The sequence below is a fragment of the Vibrio ziniensis genome, from assembly GCF_011064285.1.
Taxonomy (GTDB): domain Bacteria; phylum Pseudomonadota; class Gammaproteobacteria; order Enterobacterales; family Vibrionaceae; genus Vibrio; species Vibrio ziniensis.
The window spans coordinates 241,830-264,641 of the sequence record NZ_CP049332.1 but is presented as its reverse complement, the minus strand read 5'-3'; the positions used below and the strand labels follow the sequence as shown (position 1 = coordinate 264,641).

Annotated in this window: 17 protein-coding genes; 10 read left to right on the top strand and 7 right to left on the bottom strand. The window is 41.5% G+C overall.

The window, feature by feature from the left end:
* Positions 1-72 precede the first annotated feature (72 nt).
* From G5S32_RS16225 to G5S32_RS16210, 4 genes are all read right to left on the bottom strand, one after another.
* Positions 73-3,210 (bottom strand): DUF748 domain-containing protein, encoded by a 3,138-nt coding sequence (locus G5S32_RS16225; protein WP_165313110.1) that lies wholly within the window; start codon positions 3,208-3,210, stop codon positions 73-75.
* A gap of 241 nt (positions 3,211-3,451) precedes the next feature.
* On the bottom strand, positions 3,452-4,888 hold the full coding sequence (locus tag G5S32_RS16220; RefSeq protein WP_165313108.1) for a glyceraldehyde-3-phosphate dehydrogenase: 1,437 nt from the start codon (positions 4,886-4,888) through the stop codon (positions 3,452-3,454).
* Positions 4,889-5,265: 377 nt separating this feature from the next.
* Positions 5,266-7,095: a putative bifunctional diguanylate cyclase/phosphodiesterase gene (locus G5S32_RS16215; protein WP_165313106.1), complete on the bottom strand. Its 1,830-nt coding sequence runs from the start codon at positions 7,093-7,095 to the stop codon at positions 5,266-5,268.
* Between the two features lie 222 nt (positions 7,096-7,317).
* On the bottom strand, positions 7,318-7,788 hold the full coding sequence (locus tag G5S32_RS16210; protein WP_165313104.1) for a dCMP deaminase family protein: 471 nt from the start codon (positions 7,786-7,788) through the stop codon (positions 7,318-7,320).
* A 929-nt stretch (positions 7,789-8,717) separates the two neighbouring features.
* Between G5S32_RS16210 and G5S32_RS16205 the strand changes: the two genes are divergently transcribed.
* Together G5S32_RS16205 and G5S32_RS16200 are read left to right on the top strand one after the other, a co-directional pair.
* Entirely contained in the window at positions 8,718-9,296 is a 579-nt protein-coding gene (locus tag G5S32_RS16205; protein ID WP_246201160.1) for an exopolysaccharide biosynthesis protein, read from the top strand.
* Between the two features lie 36 nt (positions 9,297-9,332).
* Positions 9,333-9,737 (top strand): OsmC family protein, encoded by a 405-nt coding sequence (locus tag G5S32_RS16200; RefSeq protein WP_165313102.1) that lies wholly within the window; start codon positions 9,333-9,335, stop codon positions 9,735-9,737.
* 72 nt (positions 9,738-9,809) lie between these two features.
* Here the strand turns inward: G5S32_RS16200 and nadE are convergent, their stop codons facing one another.
* The gene (gene nadE / locus G5S32_RS16195; RefSeq protein WP_165313100.1) at positions 9,810-10,640 is read right to left on the bottom strand and encodes an ammonia-dependent NAD(+) synthetase; all 831 of its coding nucleotides are present in this window, start codon (positions 10,638-10,640) and stop codon (positions 9,810-9,812) included.
* Between the two features lie 105 nt (positions 10,641-10,745).
* Between nadE and G5S32_RS16190 the strand changes: the two genes are divergently transcribed.
* Together G5S32_RS16190 and G5S32_RS16185 are read left to right on the top strand one after the other, a co-directional pair.
* Entirely contained in the window at positions 10,746-11,258 is a 513-nt protein-coding gene (locus tag G5S32_RS16190; RefSeq protein WP_165313098.1) for a nicotinate-nicotinamide nucleotide adenylyltransferase, read from the top strand.
* A 36-nt stretch (positions 11,259-11,294) separates the two neighbouring features.
* Entirely contained in the window at positions 11,295-11,786 is a 492-nt protein-coding gene (locus tag G5S32_RS16185) for a hypothetical protein (RefSeq protein WP_165313096.1), read from the top strand.
* Positions 11,787-11,846: 60 nt separating this feature from the next.
* Here the strand turns inward: G5S32_RS16185 and G5S32_RS16180 are convergent, their stop codons facing one another.
* Complete coding sequence (locus G5S32_RS16180) at positions 11,847-13,844, bottom strand: methyl-accepting chemotaxis protein (protein ID WP_165313094.1); 1,998 nt, start codon at positions 13,842-13,844, stop codon at positions 11,847-11,849.
* A gap of 223 nt (positions 13,845-14,067) precedes the next feature.
* Between G5S32_RS16180 and G5S32_RS16175 the strand changes: the two genes are divergently transcribed.
* Positions 14,068-15,606, top strand: coding sequence for a DUF3369 domain-containing protein (locus G5S32_RS16175; RefSeq protein WP_165313092.1), 1,539 nt, complete (start codon positions 14,068-14,070; stop codon positions 15,604-15,606).
* Here the strand turns inward: G5S32_RS16175 and G5S32_RS16170 are convergent.
* Positions 15,603-17,537 (bottom strand): PAS domain-containing sensor histidine kinase, encoded by a 1,935-nt coding sequence (locus G5S32_RS16170; RefSeq protein WP_165313090.1) that lies wholly within the window; start codon positions 17,535-17,537, stop codon positions 15,603-15,605. The genes G5S32_RS16175 and G5S32_RS16170 overlap by 4 nt on opposite strands.
* A 159-nt stretch (positions 17,538-17,696) precedes the next feature.
* On the opposite strand from G5S32_RS16170, the gene G5S32_RS16165 reads away from it, so the two are divergent.
* The 5 genes from G5S32_RS16165 (at position 17,697) to G5S32_RS16145 (ending at position 22,708) form a co-directional block, all read left to right on the top strand.
* The gene (locus G5S32_RS16165; RefSeq protein ID WP_165313088.1) at positions 17,697-18,677 is read left to right on the top strand and encodes an ABC transporter substrate-binding protein; all 981 of its coding nucleotides are present in this window, start codon (positions 17,697-17,699) and stop codon (positions 18,675-18,677) included.
* Between the two features lie 96 nt (positions 18,678-18,773).
* Positions 18,774-19,118 carry a HopJ type III effector protein gene (locus tag G5S32_RS16160; RefSeq protein WP_165313086.1) on the top strand — a complete coding sequence of 115 codons (345 nt, stop codon included), beginning with the start codon at positions 18,774-18,776 and terminating at the stop codon, positions 19,116-19,118.
* Between the two features lie 228 nt (positions 19,119-19,346).
* Positions 19,347-19,607 carry a hypothetical protein gene (locus G5S32_RS16155; protein WP_165313083.1) on the top strand — a complete coding sequence of 87 codons (261 nt, stop codon included), beginning with the start codon at positions 19,347-19,349 and terminating at the stop codon, positions 19,605-19,607.
* A gap of 172 nt (positions 19,608-19,779) precedes the next feature.
* Complete coding sequence (locus G5S32_RS16150) at positions 19,780-21,780, top strand: HAMP domain-containing methyl-accepting chemotaxis protein (protein ID WP_165313081.1); 2,001 nt, start codon at positions 19,780-19,782, stop codon at positions 21,778-21,780.
* 169 nt (positions 21,781-21,949) lie between these two features.
* Positions 21,950-22,708: a class II glutamine amidotransferase gene (locus G5S32_RS16145; RefSeq protein WP_165313079.1), complete on the top strand. Its 759-nt coding sequence runs from the start codon at positions 21,950-21,952 to the stop codon at positions 22,706-22,708.
* The last annotated feature ends 104 nt before the right edge of the window (positions 22,709-22,812 follow it).

The following is a 22,812-nucleotide window of genomic DNA, read 5'->3' as shown; positions in this document are numbered from 1 at the left end:
ACGGAGTGTCCCGTTAGGCTTAAAAACCCAACCGACTGATATTTAAAGGGTTGGGTTTTATGCTTAGGAGGGTTATTCAGCGCCTATGGTGAGTTCTGCGCCACTCTTCTCTGTTTTCAAATCGGTTTTACTATCGAGTAAGAACACGCGATCTGGACTGATTTGCTGTTCTTCGACCAAATATGCTTTGACTGCTTTTGCTCGTTCAGCTGCGAGATTGCTCAAACTGTTCTTGTCGATGTTCGTTGCTTTCACCAATTGGTTATACAGGCCCATATGAACAACAGTTTCGATTTGTACTTTCGTAACTTCTGTTCCTTGTGACTTATCTGTAAGCTGTTGTTTTACTTTATATCTCTCTTGGCTTAGATCTAACTTCAATTGTTTCTCTGCGAGTTCTTCAAGTGCATCAGATAATTGGGCTGATTCAGTAATACGGCTAGCACTGAATGGCTCTGGCAGAGATTCTAGTCCGCTACTGTTTAGCAAAGACTCTTGTACTCTTTGTTCTGCTAAGGCGTAGCTATCGTCAGGAGCAGATACAGAACCTTCGACACTGATTTTAAGAATGGGTCTCTCTTGTAACGCTTGTGCGAGTTTGTTCACACGTTGCTTCTCTTGGTCATCTAACGTTGCCACTCCCGCTTGGAAAGTAATTTGATTCAGTTCTTCATCTGTACCTACAAGGTCTGCGAGTAATGAAAACGGTGCTGTTACCGCTTTGGTAATGATATTGGCGAAAGCATTTACAATTACGCTGGCAAAACTGAAATCAGGGTCATCAACTTTACCTGATACCTTAACCCCTAAATCAATCACACCGTGGCGGTCTTGTAGTATTGCTATAGCCAAAGTGATCGGCAAGCTGGTCGCAAGGCTCGAATCGCTTGGTTTACCCAGTTGCAGTTGATCGACAACAAGATGGTTCGTACCTTGAAGCTGGTTGTCATCCAATCGGTAGTTGAGATCGAGTGACAGTTGACCTTTGTCGATGTAATAGCCCGCGTATGTCCCGGAATAAGGGTTAACTGAAGTTAGCTCAACACTTCTGAATACTAAAGCAAGGTCTAAGTATGGCTTTTCTATTAGCGGGTTAATTTCACCTTTCAATGTTACAGGGGCATATTTATCAATTTTGCCGGCAATGTCGACAGTAGCTTTGGTGCCCGGTGTGGACGAAAGGTTTTTGATCGACCCTTCAAGCAGTTCAATTCCTGAAGAAAAATTGGGTGTTAGTGAATTGTCAGCAAAGAAAGCAGATCCGTTAGCAAATTTAATCTGCTGGATGATGATAGACATTGGTTTGCCGCTCTTCGCTGCTTTAGCCTCGGTCACTTTGGTCGATGTTGGTTTAGTCGTTGATGATTGGGATGCTTGCACCTGCTGGTTTTTGTCACTTTCGTTGGCAACAACAATATCGCCAATGTTAGTTCGTTTATCCTCTGCAATCATAACTTTGGCATAAGGCGCATCTAGCGATACGGTTTTGATGACCAGTTGATTCTGCTTTGAACTGAAACGTAATGAATCTACAGACATTTTTTGCCATTTCACTAATGGTTCTCTGTCGATGGTATCGCGTATCAGAAGGCTATTAATGCTTAATGAACCATCGAAGTTAATGTCATCACTACCAATTACTTTGTAGTTTCCTTGGGTATTAAGAGCCCCCTTCATTAATCGAATGTTGAGATAAGGAGCGAGATAAGGTTGTATCTGAGTTAGGTCTAGAGACTCAATGGACAGATTGCCATCTACATTAAGTGCTCTAACATCAACACTACCCGAAGTAGAGAATGAACCTCTGGCCGTTTCCGGTTGCCGTAGACTATTTGAACTCACATCAAGATTAATTTCATATTCGATAGGGTCGACTAAGTCACTTTGAATCGCTTTGGTTGAAATTGTCATTGGGTGGATTCGCCAGTGCACACCTTGTGATTGTGTTTTCTCTAGGACATTGAAGTCTGAGTCAGTCATTGAAAAGTGTTCCAGTCGAACTTTCCATTTTTGGTCGGATGGCTCTTGGCTCACAGGTTGATTGTTTGTCTCAGATAATGAGTTCGATGCTTCATTTTCAGTAGTGGCTTTGGGCATGAACAAGGTTGCCAAATCTAACCCGTTATTGTCCAACAAAGCGTCGAACCAAAGGCCATGTATAGAGATATCTGAAATATTGACGGATTGTTCATCTCCAGAGACTTGGATATCACTGATTTTTAGGGAGGGTACTTTGGCTTTATCAGATTGTTGATCACTGAAAGTTAAGTCGGTAAGGGCAAACTGGCCGTTTTGAGTCTGATATGAGAGTGATTCATCAACCAGTTTGGCTTGATAGTGGGTTGAGAAGCTAATTGAACCACTACTCAAATGAGCTTGTATGAATTCTTTTGCAAATGGCCAGTATGGCTTCAATGTGAGATCTTTAAGGGACACATTGCCTGAGATTTCAAATGGGGCTAACTGAAACTGACCGTTGAAAGTGAGCAGGCTTTGGTCTGCGCTTGTTAATTCAAATTGATACTGGTTTGCGTTTTCGGTGAGCTTGAGCTTTTCATCCGTATTTATCGGAAGGCTTAGGGTATAAGCTTGGCTATCAATGTTACTGAGTTTGAGGTTGATTTTTTGGTAGTGTAAATCCGCAGTTGTGACTGTATCTCTAAAGTGGAAATCACCATTGTCGATAATGAAGGAGTTCACTTTAAACGCGGGGATTCCATTGTTCACAGTATCTTCAGGAGCGTTAGCCTGAGAGTTATCTTCGTTATTTGAATTGCTAGCTAAGGTTTCGAGAATATCACTGAAGTTAAATGTGTTGTTTACATTGATACGATGTAATTGAGCTTTAGGACCTACAAGTAAAAGGTGGTCAACCGTTGGCGTTAGGGTCAACAAGCTGCGCCAAAAGTTAACTTCTAATTCAAGCAATTCAAATTGACTAAATACTTGTTGTTGGTCTTTCTCAAGAATAGAAAAGTTTTGAACGCGAGCTCTAAGTAGGAAAGGATTAATCGAGACTTTTTCAAGTCGAGCGTCCCGACCCAATAACTGGCTAAGTTGTTTGGGTGCTTGAGATTCAATGACGATCGGTGCAATAAGGCCGAGAATGGTGATGTATACCGCATAGGTAAGAGCTAGATACACTGAGATTCTTACCAATTTAGGCGTCGATTTAAAACGAGCATAAAACATATATACTGCTTGTTTCATAAGTATTATTAGCCTCTTCTTTGGACATAAGTGTCGCAACAACTAGTTCGTTAGTTTAACTATATTTCGCTTAAAGACTAAGAGATACCGGTGCAAAATAATTTGGAAAAATGACGAAAAAAAACCGCTCTTATCTGAGATAGAGCGGCGAATCGGGGGGATGTCATCAGAAGCTAAGGCTGAATAGCTCAGGAGTCACTTCGTCAGTATCGGTTATTATTATGTTGTGGAGGTTAAATCGTTATTTTTGTGGGTACGTTTTGTAACGAACACCCATCATCTGTTCCATACAATGTACGACTTGGCAACTGTAACCGAACTCATTGTCGTACCAGACATAAAGTACACATCGGTTGTCTTGAGCTATCGTTGCAGCACCATCGACTACGCCAGCATAACGTGAGCCCACCAGATCAGATGAAACAATTTCCGTTGATTCCGTGTAATCAATTTGTGCTGAAAGAGTAGAGTTAAGTGCCATATCTCTTAGATAAGCATTGAGTGTTTCTTTGTCAGTACTTTTCTCTAAATTTAGATTGGCGATCGCCATTGAAACATTTGGCGTAGGAACACGAATAGAGTTGCCAGTCAGTTTACCAGCCAATTCAGGTAGCGCTTTCGCAACGGCTTTCGCTGCACCCGTCGACGTTAGAACCATATTCAGTGATGCTGAACGACCACGACGCTCGCCGCTGTGGAAGTTATCGATCAGGTTTTGGTCATTGGTGAATGAATGTACCGTTTCAATGTGGCCAGATACAACGCCGAACTTATCATTCATCGCTTTTAGAATTGGCGTAATAGCGTTTGTGGTACAGCTAGCCGCAGAAATAATGGTGTCTTCTGGTTGAATAACCGAGTCATTAACACCAAAGACAACGTTTTTAATGTCACCTTTACCAGGAGCCGTTAGGAGTACTTTACTTGCACCTAACGAACTTAAATGTTTGCTTAAGCCTTCGCTATCACGCCATACACCAGTGTTATCTACTACTAACGCATTGTGGATGCTGTAACTGGTGTAATCAATCTCTTCAGGGGAGTTGGCATATATCACTTGGATAAAATTACCGTTTACTATAAGCGCTTTATGTTCGTTGTCTACAATGATGCTGCCGTTGAATTGCCCATGAACGGAGTCTCTCCTTAGCAGACTAGCACGTTTCTCTAAATCACCGTGTTTACCTCCACGCACGACGATGGCACGCAATCTTAGCGGGTAACCAGGACCACTTTTTTCGATCAGTAATCGAGCAAGTAGGCGACCAATTCGTCCAAAACCATACAAAACAACGTCTTTAGGTTGAGTGATAGTGCTTCCGTTTAGACTGTTAAGCAATGCAGTATGCAGAAAATCATCTAAGCCATACTCATCAGTATGTTGTTGCCAGAATTGATGAGCAAGTTGACCGATGTCGATTCGACATGGAGATAGGTTTAGCTTTGCTAAACACTGCAAAATGGGCATCGTTTGTTCTAGAGAAAGTGCGGTTTCAGTGTATCGGCGGGCAATGCGGTGTGTTTTGATAATGTCGATAGTTGCTGCGTTGATAAGTGTTTTACCATACAAAATGACTTCAACACCTTTTAAACGATAAAGCTGGCCGATAATTGGTGACATCGATTCTGCGATAGTTTGGCTAGTCTGCCAATCGAGTAGATGTTTTTCTGGACTCATTGCTATAAACCTTTCACGTTATGTTGAGCTAATACCCACAGTTTTTACTGCGTTTGGTATTTGAGGGGGAAGTTTTGTTATTTTTATGTGGCAGGATTGTAGTATCTAATGAGTTATTCTGCTAGAGAAAATAATTACGATACTTTTATCTGTTAACGTACTTAATGCCAGTATTTTAATATGCCATTTTAAGTGTTTGTACGTATTGACAGAATGCTATTAACGTAACTTATTTTGCGATTATTTGTAAAAATGTCTTATTTCCCCGTTTATATCACGGTGATGTTGCAGATATTTGTTGGGCTACATCATTTTATCTAGGTCAAAGTGAACGTTTTAAGATGAATTCAACGATTGTCGTGTGATATGAAAATCATTTATCGGCTGGAAGCCATATATGGATGTGGGATCATAATTTCTTTTCTGCTTGATAAAAGCGTTATGAATTCATTTGGAGGAAGTGGTTGAGAAAACAGATAGCCTTGATACTCGTCACATTCTTCTTGTGCTAGTAGCCACAGCTGTTCGTTATTGACGACGCCCTCTGCTGTTACCACTTTACCCATATTGTGACCAAGTTGAATGATAGTGCGCACTAGCATGTGATCATTGTGGTTAGAACAGCATTCATCTATGAAGGACTTATCAATTTTTAATACGTCGATGGGCAGTTGTTTTAAATAGTTGAGAGAAGAATATGCCACACCAAAATCATCAATCGCGACGCGTATACCTAAGGTTCGTAGTTCATGACATGCATCGACCACACGTTCAGGCTGTTGCATTAGTGTTGTCTCTGTAATTTCGAGTTGCAGTAGCTGAGGGTCAAGCTGTGAGTCCCTCAGAGCCTTAGTCACAACATGAAATATATCATCATAGAGAAATTGAACTGTTGAAACGTTGACAGCGATACAAATGGGATGTCCGAGTTGATCCCATATTTTGGCTTGCTGACAAGCCGTTTCAATCACCCAGCGGCCAATGGGTATAATTTGCTGGCTACGTTCAGCTACGCCAACAAATTCATCTGGGGATATAATGCCAAAAACTGGATGTTTCCAGCGAATAAGAGCCTCTGCTCCATAGACCTTGTTGGTTTTAATATCGACTTTAGGTTGGTAATGAAGTGTTAATTGACCTTTTTCGATAGTATCGCTCAGTTCTCTCTCTATTTGATAGCTGCGAATTGTTTCTCCAATCAGATTCTCATCGAACCATTGGATGCTGTTTTTTCCTGATTGCTTTGCCCTTTTTAGTGCGATATCTACATTTCGGCACCAGATTTCAGTATTGTAAGCAGCGTCATCTAATGCTGCGATACCAAGGCTTATTGTCATTGTGTAGCTACGTTTATCGAGTTCGAACTCCGTATGACAAGCTTCTGATATGTAGTTTGCTACTTGTTGCGCATAGAAATTTACATCAAATTTGTCCTGTAATAGTACGGCGAATTCATCACCACTAAGTCGATAAATGTTAATTCGGTTAAAGCTCAAGTTGTTCAACCGCTTGGCAAATTGAATCAATAAATAATCACCTTGTTGGTGGCCTAATGAATCGTTGATTAGCTTAAAGTTATCTATGTCTAGGAGCAGCAATGCAAATTTCATTGTACTGGCTTCGCCGGCAATTGTTTCTATTGATTCGAGATCGTTCTTAAACGCTTTTCGATTCGCTACTTGGGTAAGAAAGTCTGTCAAACTGTCTTTTCGGTAACGTTCAACCTGCTTAATCAGCTTCTGTCTATAGAAAACCCCACCTGTTGCAAAAATCGCAATGGCAGCTATCTCGATGGCAGCATCTAAAAATTCGAATACTTGGGCACTGGTGACATGGGGGATATAAACCCCTATCAGACTGAATGCAACTCCTATTGGCCATAATGACCCAGGGAAAATCGCGATATAGCACAGTGGAACTAAGATAAAGGTCTGTTGTAAAAAATCTATATTGAGCGGCTCAAAATAACTTCCGATCAGTAATAATACAAACGTCACAAAGGACAATGCTCGTTTAAGCCAAGTATTACTAATAAAATATGCCGCTAACATGCATAGTGGGTAAATAAAGTAGTATTGAGTGAGGGAATGATGTGTCGTCAATAACGAATAACTAACGGCACTTACTGCGAATAAAAATAAAATCGTAACGAGAAAGTGTGTTGAGTTTGATTTATCTATTGTATTTGCAGTTGTAGTGGGCTTCATTGTTTTTCCTTTTTACAGCCACTAAAAAATGAATTTCTCATTTCATTTGTTGATGAAACGATTTGAACGCCAATTGAGTTTGATTGTAGACATAGTTAGCGTTGAACATTGAATCGCATGCAAAAAAAATGTACTTAAAAGTCTAAAGTTGCATGGGTGTTTCAAATGTGAGACGGCATTTTTACTTTAAATAAAAAAGCCCTCATGTTTGAGGGCTTTTTTTTATGATTCTTTGTGAATTTCACTGATTGGTTTTAACTCGCCAAGTGGTAGCCAGTTAACTTTGACTCCGGCTTGCAAGAACATCTCTTGGCTCACTTTAATTTTATCTCCCCAACGAGAAAGAAAATCGTCTGCTTGCTCTGGGCAATTAACGGCTGATATACCTGTTTGGATGATCTTTGCTGCACAGTTTGGACAAGGGAAATGGGTCACGTAGATTTCGCATCCGTCCAAATCACGTTTTGCAAATAGGATGGCATTTTCTTCTGCATGCAGAGTTTTGAGATACTTCATATCTCTGTCGTCGGTATTTGCGCTGTCTGAAATACCATGTGGGTAACCATTAAAGCCCACAGAAACAATTCGATTTTGTTTTGTAATAACGGCTCCTACTTGGGTAGAAGGGTCTTTACTCCAAGAGCCAACAAGTTCTGCCATCTGGTAAAAACGTTGTGCCCATTTCGAAATCATAGTGAGGCTTCCTTTGATAAATCATTAGTTACGCTGGTTTTTTCATACTTGACGGAACCGCTGATCTGGCTTCGCTGCAAGTAGTTCGATGGTAATAATATCCTGATTTCGCATCCTTTAGTCTAGAAAAAGATATGACTACCTCTATATATTCTCACTTCATTTTTAAAGGTTAGGCCATGAGTTATGTAGGTTGTTTAGAGATATAGCAGAAGTGTTTTGTGAGATATCTCTTACATGATGTGTAGGATATTTGATTTTTCTTATTGAGATTGGTCGAGGGGGTTGTTTGTAAATTATTGTAACTTATGCATTTTTGTTGGGTTGGCGGTTTTTGTTTAAAATATATATTATCTTGCATACTTGTTCCTAAACGCCGATGTCGTAATCTGAATGCGTTGGCGGGATGCTGGCACGGAAATGGATTAGCTCAGAGATAGGGCATCTTCAGGAAGAAGATACGGTTGTTCAGGAAGAATAATCGGCAAGGAAAGCAAAGGATATTAACATTAGGTTTAAAATAGCTAGGATGGTTGTTTTAGAGCAGTTAATAGACAACTTAAGGGAATAAGCGTCTGTCAGGATGACAGAGTCAGGACACCGCTAGGATGGCGATGAAATGGAATGCGCTGATGGAACCAGCAGATTATCAAGGAATAGATGCAGGGAGCACCTATAGTAGCCGGATAGCTGCGAAGAGAACAGAACCCCGCTAAGTGAAAGCTTAGTGGGGTTTTCTTTTTTAGATGTCATTACGAACTGCGCTGGATTGGTAGTTGCTGTAAGTAAAATCTTTGTCTTTTTTCAGTTCGACCCCTAAGGTCTATTGCGTCTTTTGATTACAAATTTGATAATGTTTCTTCATATCGCTTAGTAATAGGTATTTTGTACCTTGCTTATGTCGTTACCTCGATAATTTGGATAACCTCTTGGAAAAAACCTCGCAGTTTCTCATCAATACGCTCAAGTCTCATCCTGAACAATATTTGACTATTGGTGAACTTTTAGAGCTACTTAGGCGCCGCTCATACGGGGCTCTGTTGATTATGCTAAGCCTAGCTGGGCTTATCCCAGGTATTTCATTCTTTGCGGCTGTCGCCGACTTTTTATTAGGGCTACAAATTGCATTGGGTTTTCATGCTCCAAAGCTTCCTAATATCATTCAAAAACAACGCATTCATCGTGATAAAACACTTAAATTTACTGAAGAAGTAATGCCTTGGCTGGTGCGTGTAGAAGAGTATGTAAAGCCACGATGGGAACCGTTATCCAGAGTGAATCCTCGTAGAGTTGTTGGTGCAATCATATGTGTTTTAGCCTTTATTGCGATTCTGCCTCTGCCCTTCATCAACTTTTTGCCAAACATCGCGATTATTTGTTTGGCTTTGGGTATTATTGAACGTGATGGTTTATGCCTAATAATAGGGTGTGGGTTTGCACTGGTGGCCATGTGGATTAGCCACATTATGGTTAGGGTTGCGTGGAATTCTCTGATGTTAGCATTGTAGAATTAGGTTCTGAGACAATTAAGAATGAGTAACAAAATGGAAGCAAAAGTAAAGTGGGTCGAAGATTTTAAGTTTTTAGGTCAATCTAACTCAGGCCATTCTATTGTGATGGATGGGAATGGAGGCTCGACCGCTCCTAGTCCAATGGAAATGGTTTTACTTGGTGCAGGTGGCTGTAGTTCTGTGGATGTCGTTGATGGTCTCAAAAAAGCAGACCAGAAAGTCATGGGCTGTGTAGCACAGCTTACAGCTGAGCGTAGAGATACACCTCCTCGAATCTTTACTAAGGTGAATATCCACTTTGTTGTTACAGGTGAAAACCTAGATGCAAAGATTGTTGAACGTGTAACCACTGATTCTTTAGAAAAGTACTGCTCTGTATGTTTGATGTTAGGCGAAGCTGTTGATATGACCCACAGTTGGGAAATCGTAGTCGCTTAATCTAAACGTATCTCAGGTATGTGCCCAATGCTACTCGTATATATAGCCTATCGAGTAGCATTGAGTTAGAGGTTAGTCGTAAATTGTTGGGATTGGCTGGCGCTTATGTTGCGTAGCTTTGTAGATAGCGACTAGTCGGTCTGAAGCTTCTTTAGAAACAGGTTTACCTTCTAAGAAGTCATCGATTTGGTCGTAAGTCAGATTTAAAGCATCTTCATCGGCTTTCTGTGGTGAAAGCTCTTCCAAATCTGCTGTTGGTGTCTTGTGAACAAGCAAATCAGGCGCACCCAGAGCGGCTGCCACTTGACGAACTTGACGCTTACTTAAACCAAACAGTGGGGCCATGTCACAAGCACCGTCACCAAACTTGGTGTAGAAGCCTGTGATGTTTTCTGCCGAATGGTCAGTACCCAACACTAAGCCACCCACGTAGCCAGCGATTTCATATTGTGCAACCATGCGAGCACGTGCTTTTACGTTACCTTTTACAAAATCAAGCTTCTCCGCTTGAGCCGGAAGTAGGCCTGTGTGCGCTAATGCTTCATGAGAAGCGGCATGCAAGCCATCGACACCAGCTTTGATGTTGACAGAAACAGAGTGCGTTGGTTTGATAAAAGATAATGCCAATTGTGCTTCATCTTCGTCTTTTTGCGTACCGTAAGGTAAGCGAACAGCGATGAACTGGAAGTTACTTGAGTTACTTTCTTTGTTCAGTGCTTCTATAGCAAGCTGAGCTAAGCGTCCGCATGTTGTCGAGTCGATACCACCGCTGATACCGAGTACCAGAGATTTACAGCCAGACTCTAATAGCTTACGTTTTAAAAAAGCGACACGACGTTCGATTTCGAACGCAGGATCGATGCTAGGAAGTACTCGCATCTCATCTCGAATCATTTGTTCCATTGGGTTTCCTTTTCCTGCAAGCATTAACAAACTTTCGTAGTATCATACCTCAATCATGCAATTAGAAAACCGAGAATAGAGATTTCATTGTTAGTAGGGGTAAAGATGGAAAAAATTGCTGTGTTTGGCAGTGCATTTAATCCACCGAGTTTGGGGCACAAGAGTGTCATTGATTCTTTGGATCACTTTGACCGCATTTTGTTGGTTCCAAGTATTTCTCATGCTTGGGGCAAAGAGATGTTGGATTACGATATCCGTTGCCAACTGATAGAGGCTTTTATTCAGGATATAGGCTCAAATAAAGTGACTCTTTGTAAGGTCGAACAAGAATTGTTTACACCAAGCAGTAGTGTAACGACTTATGCAGTGCTAAAAAAAGTTGAAGAAATTTTTCCTAATGCCGATATTACGTTTGTTATTGGTCCAGATAATCTGTTACATTTTGACAGGTTTTATAAATCTGCTGAAATTTTAAAACGTTGGTCAATAATGGTTTGTCCGGAAAGGATACCTGTTCGTAGTACTGAGATAAGGCGTCGCTTGTCAGATAACGCTGAAATCCGTGGATTAACAACTCCTAGCGTTGAAAGGTTATTGCAGCAGTTGAAGGTCTATTAGAGAATTATCACACCAAGAGGTCGGAGCTGCTGTTTAATGAAATCTATCACTGCATGTGTTTTATTGCTGTTGGTTTCAAATTTGGCAAATGCGTGTGAGTCGTTCGTATATAAAGACCCGACGTATAAATCTTTTGAAACTGTAGAGCTGTCAGACAGTCGCGTATTGTGCATCTCCTTTATTCATGGGATGGAGTACGCTTCAAAAAAACTCTTCGAATTAGATTTGTTTAAAGATAAAGAAAACGTTGATGAATACTGGGAAAAGTGGGGATTTAAGCAAGACGAAGAGCCATTCTATACTCATAAAATAGCACAAAGTTATATTGGTGTGGGTGTGTGGATGCCAACAAAGCTCCTAAAAGAGGAGTCTGAGCTGACCACAGAAGAATGGTTAAGAAGTCATGGATTATTATTGAGCTTAGGCTTCGGTAGTAAGAAAGCAGGTGAACCACGTATGCGAATGGACTACCGTTGGCATGAAGATTATGAAGTCGACCTAATGATGCACATAGAAGTGCCATTTTAATTTGAAGTTTTACAAAAAAGAGTCATCTATGGATGACTCTTTTTTTATCCGCTAAACCGGTTATGCGAGTTTGAACTCGTTAAGTGCTTGCTTAACGGTGTCTGCCTCTTTGTTATAGTTGCTGACGATTTTGTTTAACTCGTTAGCAAGTTCACCTGTGTTTTGAGCGATTTCTGCTAGCACATCAACATCTCGGTCAACAGCCTCACTCGCTTTAGATTGTTCAACTGTTGAGTTGGCAATACTGGTAATGTGAGTGTTCACTTCCTCAATGACACTTTCTAATTCAGCCACACTAGTGTTCACTATTGAAACTGATTCAAAGGTCGTATGGGTTGCCTGGCGGCTTTTCTCCATATAATTAACGGCAGTGTTGGTGTTGTTCGACATATTATTCAGAAGTTGACTGATGTGCTCGGTTGCTTCTTTACTGCGTTGTGCCAGATCACGAACTTCCGATGACACAACAGCGAAACCCCGTCCATGTTCGCCAGCTCGTGCTGCTTCGATAGCTGCATTCAAAGCAAGCAGGTTAGTTTGTTCAGAAATACCGCTAATGGTATCCACGATCTTACTGACACTCATCGCGTCTTTTTCGAGGTTCTGCATACAAACCTGAGTTTGCTCAATTTGATCCACTAAGGCTTCTACTGCTTTGAACGAAGATTGACTCTGATTTTGACAAGATATGATTTTCGATGTCATGGTATTCGTTTCGTCGAGTGCCCGCTCTGACGATTGTGCGATCTCAACGCTAGATTGAGACAATTCGGTCATTGCAGCTGCAATGTTGTCACATTTTGCCGTTGTTGCTTGACTACTTGTTGTCAAGTTATTCGCGCTTTGAATGAGGTGTTTCAAGCGTTGAGAACTGTGATCATTGGCTTCAGTTACTTCAGACAATAGATTACGAATACTAGTGGTCAAGCCGTTTACACTCTGAGATATATGTGAAATCTCATCTTGTCCTTCCGAAGCTAGTGAAATGCTAAGATCTCTATTACGTGACATTACGGCTAGTTTTTGAGTTAGACTGCCCACTCGGTTTCTCAACGTACTGACGGCTGTATAAAGGCTAAATATCAAGATGACACCGATAATAACGCTCAGCGAAATAATGATTTTTTCATTGGTATTGGCACGTTGAGATTGTTGTGCTGACATCGTCATCATTTGACCTTGGATGACGTTTCTCAACTGATTTAATTGACCAATACGCTCTGTTGCAGCGCTAAACCATTCTGTAGGTTTAGGGCCTTGTAAATTATCGAGTTGATTTGCTTGGTTAAGATAACTTTGTTGTATCTGCTCTACATTTTTCCAAATGGCTGAATTTTTGGCATCGTCAAGTTGTTGAATAAACTGTGTCGGCATCGTTAACATCAGTGAACGCTCAGCGTAGTTGCCTGATGAAATATAGTCGTTGATGGATGTGTATTGTGCAGAATTTGATTTTTGACTCGCAAATGCGCCATTCAACGCGCCGCGAACTTGGCCAGCTCGCTCTTTCATGATTACTACTGAAATTAATGAACTACCAAGTTCTGACACATTGGCGTCGTCGATGGTACTGAGCAGAATACGTGCGTTATCAATAGCGAGTTGGTTCAGATTTGAATAATACGCAAAAGGTGAAATTTTAGGTTGTAGTGCGTCGACTTGTTTTCTGACTTCAGCCAAAGATTGCAGTTGGGCGTTTATGTCAGTTTTAATTTTTTCAGCAAAAGCTTTGGGAATGTTAGTCGGATTGAAACTCTGAAGGGCTTTAACATGAGAATCAGATTGGATGCGTTGTTTGTTTAGGGTTTCAACTTGAGCACCTTGGCCTTTTGAACCCAATACACCTGCGGTTAATCCACGTTCAACTGCTAGATTGTGAGCAAGATTATCGTATAACAGTATGAGTTGAACGGTTTCCTGATCATGTTCGGCAACGCTGACGCGCTTATTTAAATCGAGGATGTTGGAGATGGCTAATGTCAGCGCTATCAATATGGGTACGCCTGCGATTACAGTTACAACTAAGTACAAAGGAAAAAGTCTTAGCAGTTTTTTCATTGTATCCCCTTAAAAGTTTAGAATTTCAACTGACCGAATTAATTATTTTAGATGACAGTAAATTTTTTGCTGTGCACTCACATGCATTTATACCGTTGTACGGTAAAAAGTGAAATCGACGCTGAATTACGTTCAGCAAAATAGTGCCATAGGTAACATTGCAACTATATGGAATGTGCTACGCTAAAAGTGGCGTATAGACATAACTACAATGAGGCTGTTAATGGATTTATTTGCTGACATGCGTGGCAGCTTGGTTTCTGAGAAAAAAGAGCCAAAAGTTGTTGTTAATACATGGAAAGTATTATTGGTGGATGATGACAAAGAAATGCATCAGGTCACTAAGTTGGCACTTAGCGGCTTCCTATTTCAGGACCGCCCACTTGAATTAATTTCAGCGCTATCTGGGGATGATGCTCGCAAAGTTATGGAAGAGCGTGATGACATCGCATTAGCTTTGATTGATGTTGTCATGGAAAGTGAACATGCTGGCCTTGAATTAGTTCGCTACATTCGTGAACATCTCAATAATAAAATGACTCGCTTGGTACTTAGAACAGGACAGGCGGGGCAAGCTCCTGAAGACAAAGTGATTCAAGAGTATGAGATTGATGACTATAAAGAAAAAACCGAATTAACCACGCAGAAGTTACGCACCTTGCTTTATTCAATGCTTAGATCGTACCGCGATCTGTGTTTGATAGAAGAGCAAAAACAAGGTTTGAGCCGCGTAATTGAAGCATCGGCAAAAGTGCAAAATACCACAACGTTAAAAACTTATGCTTCGTCTGTGTTGAGTCAGATGACATCTCTGTTAAAACTGAACGCATCTGCGTTTTACTGTATCGTAAAGCCCCGAAGCGAGGGGGAAGAAGCTCGCCCATTTACATTAGCTGCTACAGGAGAGTATGTTGACTGCTATCAAGACTGCGCGTTTGACGTGCTGCCTGAGGAGGTGGTGAAGCGCTGCAAGAAGGTGCTGGAAACCCGTCAATCGGAGGATTTTGGTCGTGCCTACGTTTGCTATCTCCATGACGAACGTGGTGCAGACAATCTTCTTTATGTGAATTTGAATGAGGAGTTGTCTGAACTGGATAAACAACTTCTACAAATTTATATGTATAACATAGGGTTAACCTTCGAAAAGATTAACCTGATGGAAGATTTGAAAGAAACGTCAAAAGAGTTGGTATATAACTTAGCCAATGCGGTGGAAGCGCGAAGTAAAGAAACCGGGGCCCACGTACAAAGGGTTTCATTGTTTTGTGAAAAGCTTGCTCTTTTATATGGTTTGTCTGACGCTGAAGCGACGCTTATTCGCAATGCTTCTCCTCTGCATGACGTTGGCAAGGTGGCTATTCCTGATAGCATCTTACATAAGCCAGGTAAACTGGACGCAGAGGAATGGGTAGAAATGCAAAAACACGTTGAATACGGCGTGGATATTCTGAGTAAGTCCAAACGCCCATTGATGATAGTAGCAAAAGAAATTGCTGCTACACACCATGAAAAATGGAATGGTAGAGGGTATCCCAAGCAGCTTGAAGGTGAAGAAATTCCACTTTGTGGGCGCATTACAGCATTAGCCGACGTGTTCGATGCTCTAGGTGCTAAGCGAGTATATAAAGATGCTTGGTCGGATGAATCAATTAAACAAGAACTGCTGACACAAAGAGGCCAGCATTTTGAACCTAAGCTAGTGGATTTGCTTCTTGAACACTGGGATGCGTTTGTTGACATTAGATCAGCATGGCCCGATTAGTGCTCCATTTCTGGAGCCAGTACTTTAGGCATGGTGATGGTATAATGCACACCATGCCCAACTTCTGATTCAAACAGCAATTCTCCATTAAGCTTTTTCTTCAATAAGTTAAACACCAGATTTAGCCCTAATCCAGAGCCACCGACACCGCGTTTAGTGGTGAAAAACGGTTCGAAAATCTTCTGATGTAGGGCTTCTTCAACGCCACATCCGTTGTCTTTGTACTCCAAAACAATATCATCACCTTGTTCGTAGAAATGTATAGCGATGCTCGGTTGTTGTGTTTCTTTAAATGCGTGGTTCACACTGTTCATGATGAGATTGGTTAGGATTTGAGTCAGTACTCCGGGTAGACTGGTCATCATAAGTTGTTCATCACCCTGAATTTTGGGTTCAACGGGGATCTTGCGTGTTTCAGAATGTAAGCTGGCAATCAGTGCTTCAATAACCTGATGAATACGGAACTGGCTGCGCTGTTCTGAAACTTGATCCACCGCTGTTTGTTTAAAGTCTCTCACTAACTTAGCTGCACGATTGAGATTGCTTTCTAACAACGCACTACTGTCGGCAAGACGCTGCATTAGCTCACTAAATTGAGTGCTGGTTAATGTTTGTAAGGCAAAGGCCGAGTTCAATTCACTTTTAACTTCTTGGATCACAGAGGTTGCTGTTACTGCAATTCCTAATGGTGTATTTACCTCGTGTGCCACTCCAGCAACTAACCCTCCCAAAGCCGCCAATTTTTCTGACTCAATCAACTGCTCTTGAGTTTTTTGAAGGTGCTCCATACTTTGTTTGAGATCGCGAGTTCGCTCATCAATTTTTTTCTCTAAGTTGTAGTTGAGTGTTTGTAACTCCAACTGAGTAGATTTGAGCTGAGTAATATTGATGGTAGTGCCACGGTAGCCTACGAAACGATTGTTCTCGTAACGCGCTATGCCCTGAAACATCATGTAAATATTGTAGCCATCTATTTTCAGTTGCTGTTCACATTTAGCGAAGTTTTGTTTGGTTTCCAAAGCTCGAAGCAATTCTGTGACATCGACAAACCAGGGTATCTGGGCGAACGTGGGGCGGGTAAACTCATCAATTTCAAGCATTTCACGCATGGGTTCAGATACATAGGTTAGGTGCCCCTCCATATTGGTTTCCCATAACCAATCTGAGGATACTTGTGTAAAGTCGGCAAAGCGCTCTTGTTCGAACTTAATATTACGATAAAGGGTAGTAACGTTGCTGGTAATAGTATTGGTTTCTTCTGCTAGCCAATTCAGTTCGTCATCTTTTTCCATAATCCATTTTTTATGTTCAAGGCAGAGCTTATCTGCTGGGTGGCGAGGGTTGTACTTACGTAAGTACTGAGCAACAGAAAAAATACGTCGGTTAACGCTTTGATGGAAAACCATGAGTATTACCGCACATACAAATATGGTTTTAGCTGCATTGACTAATAGAGTGATGATGAATTGCTTGATTAGAGTGTTGTAAATCTCTTGCGCGCTAGATTCTATATAAATAGTACCCAATTGTTGCATTTTATTATCATCAGGGTTTACGTGATACAAAGGATAGGTACTGGTTACGGAACTTTCAGTGACGGGCGTTCCCGCTTCAAACTTATACTTGCCTGAAACAATTTTAAGGTAGCTGAGCTTAGGCAATTCAACCAGACTATCCAAACGCTGTTGAAGCAACACTAAATCATAATCCCATAAAGATGCAGAAAGCAGTTCTGAATGAATAATCTCTATCTCCTGGTGCCGCTGTTCAACGTCACTAAACTCGCTTTTGTAGTTAAAATAGGTTTGTGTCAAGGTTGCGACGAGTGTGACGGCACCACTGAGTAAAACTAGAATAATGATAATTCTTCGGCCAATACGGCTATAAAACGGGTTGGTGTCACTTTCTATGAATTGTCGGCTTTTATTCATTAAGCATTCCCTGTCTGCTTGAAGTCTGCTTTACCTAAAGTTGCAGTCGTTTTATTTTAAGTTGTTAACTAAAGGATGATTCCAGTATAGAAGGTATAACACTGGGAATTGTCGAAGTTCGTCTAAACTTAAAAATAAAAAGAAATTAAGGCGTTAACTATGATTCGAATTGTACTGTTACTTAGTTTGTTATCTGTACCGGTGATGGCAGCAAACATTCTGGTGATAGAAAGCTACCATGCTGAATTTGGCTGGGACGCAGGATACAGAAAAGGGCTGATAGAGAGCTTAACTCCTGAACACGAGCTGACCTTTTTCGAGATGGATACTAAACGAATTCCAAGCCGAGAGTATGAAAATAGGGCAGAATTAGCTCACCAAGCCTACTTGCAATTAAAGCCGGACTTAGTGGTGGTCGGTGATGACAATGCATTGAGTTATATGCTGCCAAAGTTATATCAAGAACCTATTCCCATCGTATTTTTGGGCATTAACTCCAATCCGAGGGAATTGCTTACTCAATATTCTGGTAAAGCCGGGGTAACAGGTGTTCTCGAACGTCCATTTTTTACTAAAACCATGGCTGGTATTGGTGAGGTGTTTGACAGCCCCAATACCAAGCCCAAAGTTCTGATCATGTTCGATTCTGGCAATACGTCCAAAATCGCTGTAAGGACAATAGAGAATCAAGTGCCGTTGATTAAACAAAACTTAGGCATTGAGGCTCATGTGATAACTCTTTCGACAGAAAGAGCATGGCATGATGCTGTGATGAATGCTCCACGTAATGGTGTGAGTGCTATTGTGGTCGGTTTATTCCAAACCTTAATTAACAGCAATGGCGAGAGTGTATCGTCCGAAGCATTACTTGATTGGACATCGAAGAACAGCAGCGTACCACTGTTTGGATTTTGGGATTTCTCCATAGGTAAAGGTAAAGCTGCTGGTGGGGTTATATTAGATGGCAGATCTCAGGGGAAACAAGCAGGCAATATTGCACGGGAGATCCTTGAAAAAGGCCTAGACGCAAGTACGGTACCTATACAAGCGGGTCATCAAGGAATGGACGTTTATAGTCCTGAAGAGTTTAAACGTTTGGGCTTGACGCCTCCTAATGGGTGGAAAGCGGTGGAGTGGTAATACAAACTTATTTTCATCGCTTAATGCACGGGGTTGCATCAAGGAAGTTTTTCATTAGACTGCTTTTTAGTTTGTTAACTGGATAGATAAATACATATGGAAATTGCAGTACTGATTGAAAAGTTAAACCAACAGCCAGAATTGGTGAAATTCCAAGAAGTTATCGCAACTATTGATGCGAACTTTGTGTTCACACCAACCGCTTTTGTAAATGGCGAAACAATGAATGCAGAGAACCAGAATAATGGTTCATGTAAGATTTTTTCTTTCGCACAACACCAAGGTTTATCTGAAGCGCAAACATTGGCTTGCTTTGGTGATTTTTATCGTAAAGATGTTCTGCAGAATCCAGATAAGGATGACCATCAAAACATTCGTAACTTTATCCGTTTTGGATGGCAAGGCGTGAAATTCACCGGTCAGGCACTATCTGAAAAATAGCGTCTTGCAGGTAAACTTGTAAAAGTTAAGTAAGCTAACCTATTGGCTGATAAAGTACTCATCAAAAAGTACCCATTGAAAAGAGCAGCATTCATCCGCTGCTCTTTTTTGATTACTGTTCCTAACTCTTCTTTAAGTAAGCAAAAACTAATTTTGCTGCTTGATTTACCCTGACAGTAAACATATCATTTAAATCTAAATGATAATTATTATTAATAAGGTTTATTGATGTTTTCTTTCCTAGCTACTCTTTTCTTTATGCTGCTGTTAGGCAAAAAAGTACTTGTTCCTTACGTTTCGACGTTAGGGCTGGCTGTGTTGTTAGTGATTTTTCACTTTGCTATCGATATTGATACCATTCCGGTGTTGATCACATTGTTTGTTACTGCGCCGCTACTGATCCGTTTTCGCTATTCGGCTTTAACACATTCTGCGTTTGTTATCTGTGTTCTTTTACCATCATTGTGTGCTTATTCGTTGCTGCCTTAGCGTTTAATTTCCATGCGTAGATTACGGAAAACGAGCAACTTGGTATGGAAATACCGAATAAAATACGGAAATTGTACAAACAGTAGCCAAACACTCCTCAAGTTTTATTTCTGCGTACCGTTAACGTTTAATTAACGATATAGTCTGATAAAAGTTGTACAGGAGCTCAAGGATGAAGCTAACGATTTCAGGGAAGTTGCAGTTAAGTTTTTTACTTTTAGCCGTGTTATTTACGGTATCTGCAGTCGTTACCTATAGAAACGTCTCTGTGTTAGAGACGCACACTAATTCACTTCTTCAATCTGACTTACCAACGGTAGATACATCCCGTGGTATTCAGCAGTCTATTCAAGCGACACTTTCAACCGTTCGTGCATATATGTTGTTGGGGAGTGATGAGCAAGCAGGAGAAAACCTGAAAGCTCAGATCAATACCATCATCGCTCAAACCGATGAGTCGCTGCCAGTGTTGGAAAACCTCATTCAGGAATCTGATTATCAGAACGTGGTTCAGCATTGGGATGAGGTCAAAACCTCGGTAAATAAAATTGTCGAGATGACGCATACCCCAGAAAATCTGCCAGCGCATAATTTATTTACTAGCGAAGCGGCGCCGATTGCCGAAGTGGCGCTGGATCAGATCCAAGGTTTGATCAATGCGGAGTCTTCAAACAAAGAGGGTGAAGAGCGGAAGCGTCTGTTTAAAGTGTATGCAGATAGCTATAACTCACTGGCGAACGCGCTGTCAGCAATGCGTGATTTTCTTCTGTACGGCGACCCAGAGTATCTGACTAAATACCAAGATTTCATCAAAGCACACAAGCAATCGGTTAGTGAAATCGAGAGCAAAATTGATTTGTTGAATGAAGATGACAAATCTTTGTGGGAACTGTTTAAAGAGATGCAACAACTGTTCTTCCCTCTGGCTGATCAAACTATTGCACTTCGTCAGTCGGAAGACTGGAACTTAGTCAACCAAGAAATGGCCAATACGCTTGTGCCAGCGGCAGAGCAACTGAACATCAGCTTAGAGTCCGTAGTTGCTGCTCAGCAGAGCAAAGCCGATAGAAGTGGTGAAGGTATTAATCAGTCTATTCACCAAGTGTTGACCATATTGGTGGTGGCGTTGATTTTGGTGGTGATTGCATCGCTTGCGGTATCGACTTATATGGGGCGCAGCATTGGCCGTCGTGTTGCTCAAATTTCGCAACGTGCGCAGCTTATTGCCTCTGGTGATGTATCACAACAGCCATTAGTCGTGAATGGCAGCGATGAGTTGTCAGCGTTGACTATCTCTATCAACAGAATGAACCAGTCTTTATCCAATATCGTCAAAGGGGTAACGGATAAAGCGGGTCAGGTGAATGACAGCATGGAGGCTCTACTGAGCTCCAGCCAGCAAACACTTAGCCAAGTGAAAAATCAGGAGTTGAGTATTGAGCAGATGGAGACTGAACTGGAAGATGTGGCTCAATCAACTCAGCATACTCTTGATCAGGCTCAGCGTTCGGTAGAAACTCTTTCTGACAGTCAGTACGAATTAACGCTCGGCAGAGAATCTTTAGAGCAAAACAAAGCGACGATGGCGTCTTTGCATAAAACTATCGAAGTGACGAGTGAACTGGTTGCCAAATTGAATTTGGAAAGCCAAGCCATTGGTAAAGTGACAGAAGTTATTGAAGGCTTAGCGGAGCAGACCAACCTACTGGCACTGAATGCGGCGATTGAAGCTGCAAGAGCTGGCGAAGCGGGTAGAGGGTTCGCTGTGGTTGCTGATGAAGTTCGTATGCTAGCATCGCGTACCACGAAATCAACCACGGAAATTAACAGCATTGTAAATGCGATTCAAAGTGCCACAGGTTCTGTAGTGAAAGAGATTCAACGCAGTCAGGAAATGGCGGAACAAGGCTCAGAGCATATTGAAGAAGCCGTCATCAAGTTGGTGAATTCTACTGATCAAATATCAACACTCAATGAGCAAATGTTGCAGTTAGCAGCAGCGGCTAATCAGCAATCTGAAGCCACACGTTTGATCACTGAGCATATGCAGAACGTTTCGACGTCAATGAAAGACGTCGATTCTATTAGCCAAAATGCGAATAAAACTTCGCTACAAATCCGCGACCACGTCACCGAATTAAATAGCGAAATGGCACAATTTAAACTGCACTAATTTTGTGGTTTTTACATTCTGTGCTCGATACTTCTTGTGAGCACAGAATGGCACCGTCTTTCCTTCCTCAAAGAATAGAGACAGGCGTTTCTGTCCTATAGGTACTCATTGCACCCTTACAAAATTCGTGGTTAATTAGGGTTTTTGTCGTTATAGGATTGCGTGTTTTATGTGCCGTTGGCTCGCGTATCAGGGTAGCCCTATCTATTTAGATGAGCTTATTTTTCACCCTGAACATTCTCTTGTTCATCAAAGTATCGAAGCTCGTAAAACGATCGCCCGAGTCAATGCTGACGGGTTTGGATTGGGTTGGTATACCGAGCGTTCCACTCCGGGGCAGTTTCATGAAGTGCTTCCTGCGTGGGGAGATGAAAACTTACGTTCTCTTGCACATCATATTCGTTCTCACCGATTTATGGCGCATGTTCGTTCTTCAACGGGAAGTCGCGTTTCACGTAGTAACTGTCATCCATTTATCATTGATAACTGGATGTTTTTGCACAACGGCCAAATTGGCGAATTTTGCAAGGTCAAATACTCGTTAGAACGTATGTTGCCGGAAGATATTTATATCAAGCAGCAGGGAAGCACAGACAGTGAGTTAATCTTCTTGCTGATGATCATGAATGGGTTGTTTGAACAACCTGTCTCGGCAATTCGTAAAACGATTTACGACATTGAGCAGACTATGGCAAGAAAAGGGGCGACAGAACCTTTCAAAGCGTCAATATGCGTTTCCGACGGTGAGCAGTTCTGGTTAGTCCGTTACAGTTCGGATCAACAGCCACCGACGGTGTTTGTGAAGAAGCAGGGCGAGGATATCATACTTGCATCTGAGCCTCTGGCAAATGAGCCGGGCTGGGAGAGTGTAGCTCCTCAAACGATTACTTATGTGTTGGGTAATCATTGTCAGACCTACCAAATATAACTCCTCTTCAGAAGGCTTCATTGAGGTCAATCTCAGTGAAGCCTTGTACACATCCCCAATTTGAAGTTGTTCCAAAAGCTTCATCAACTCTTACATTCGTACCC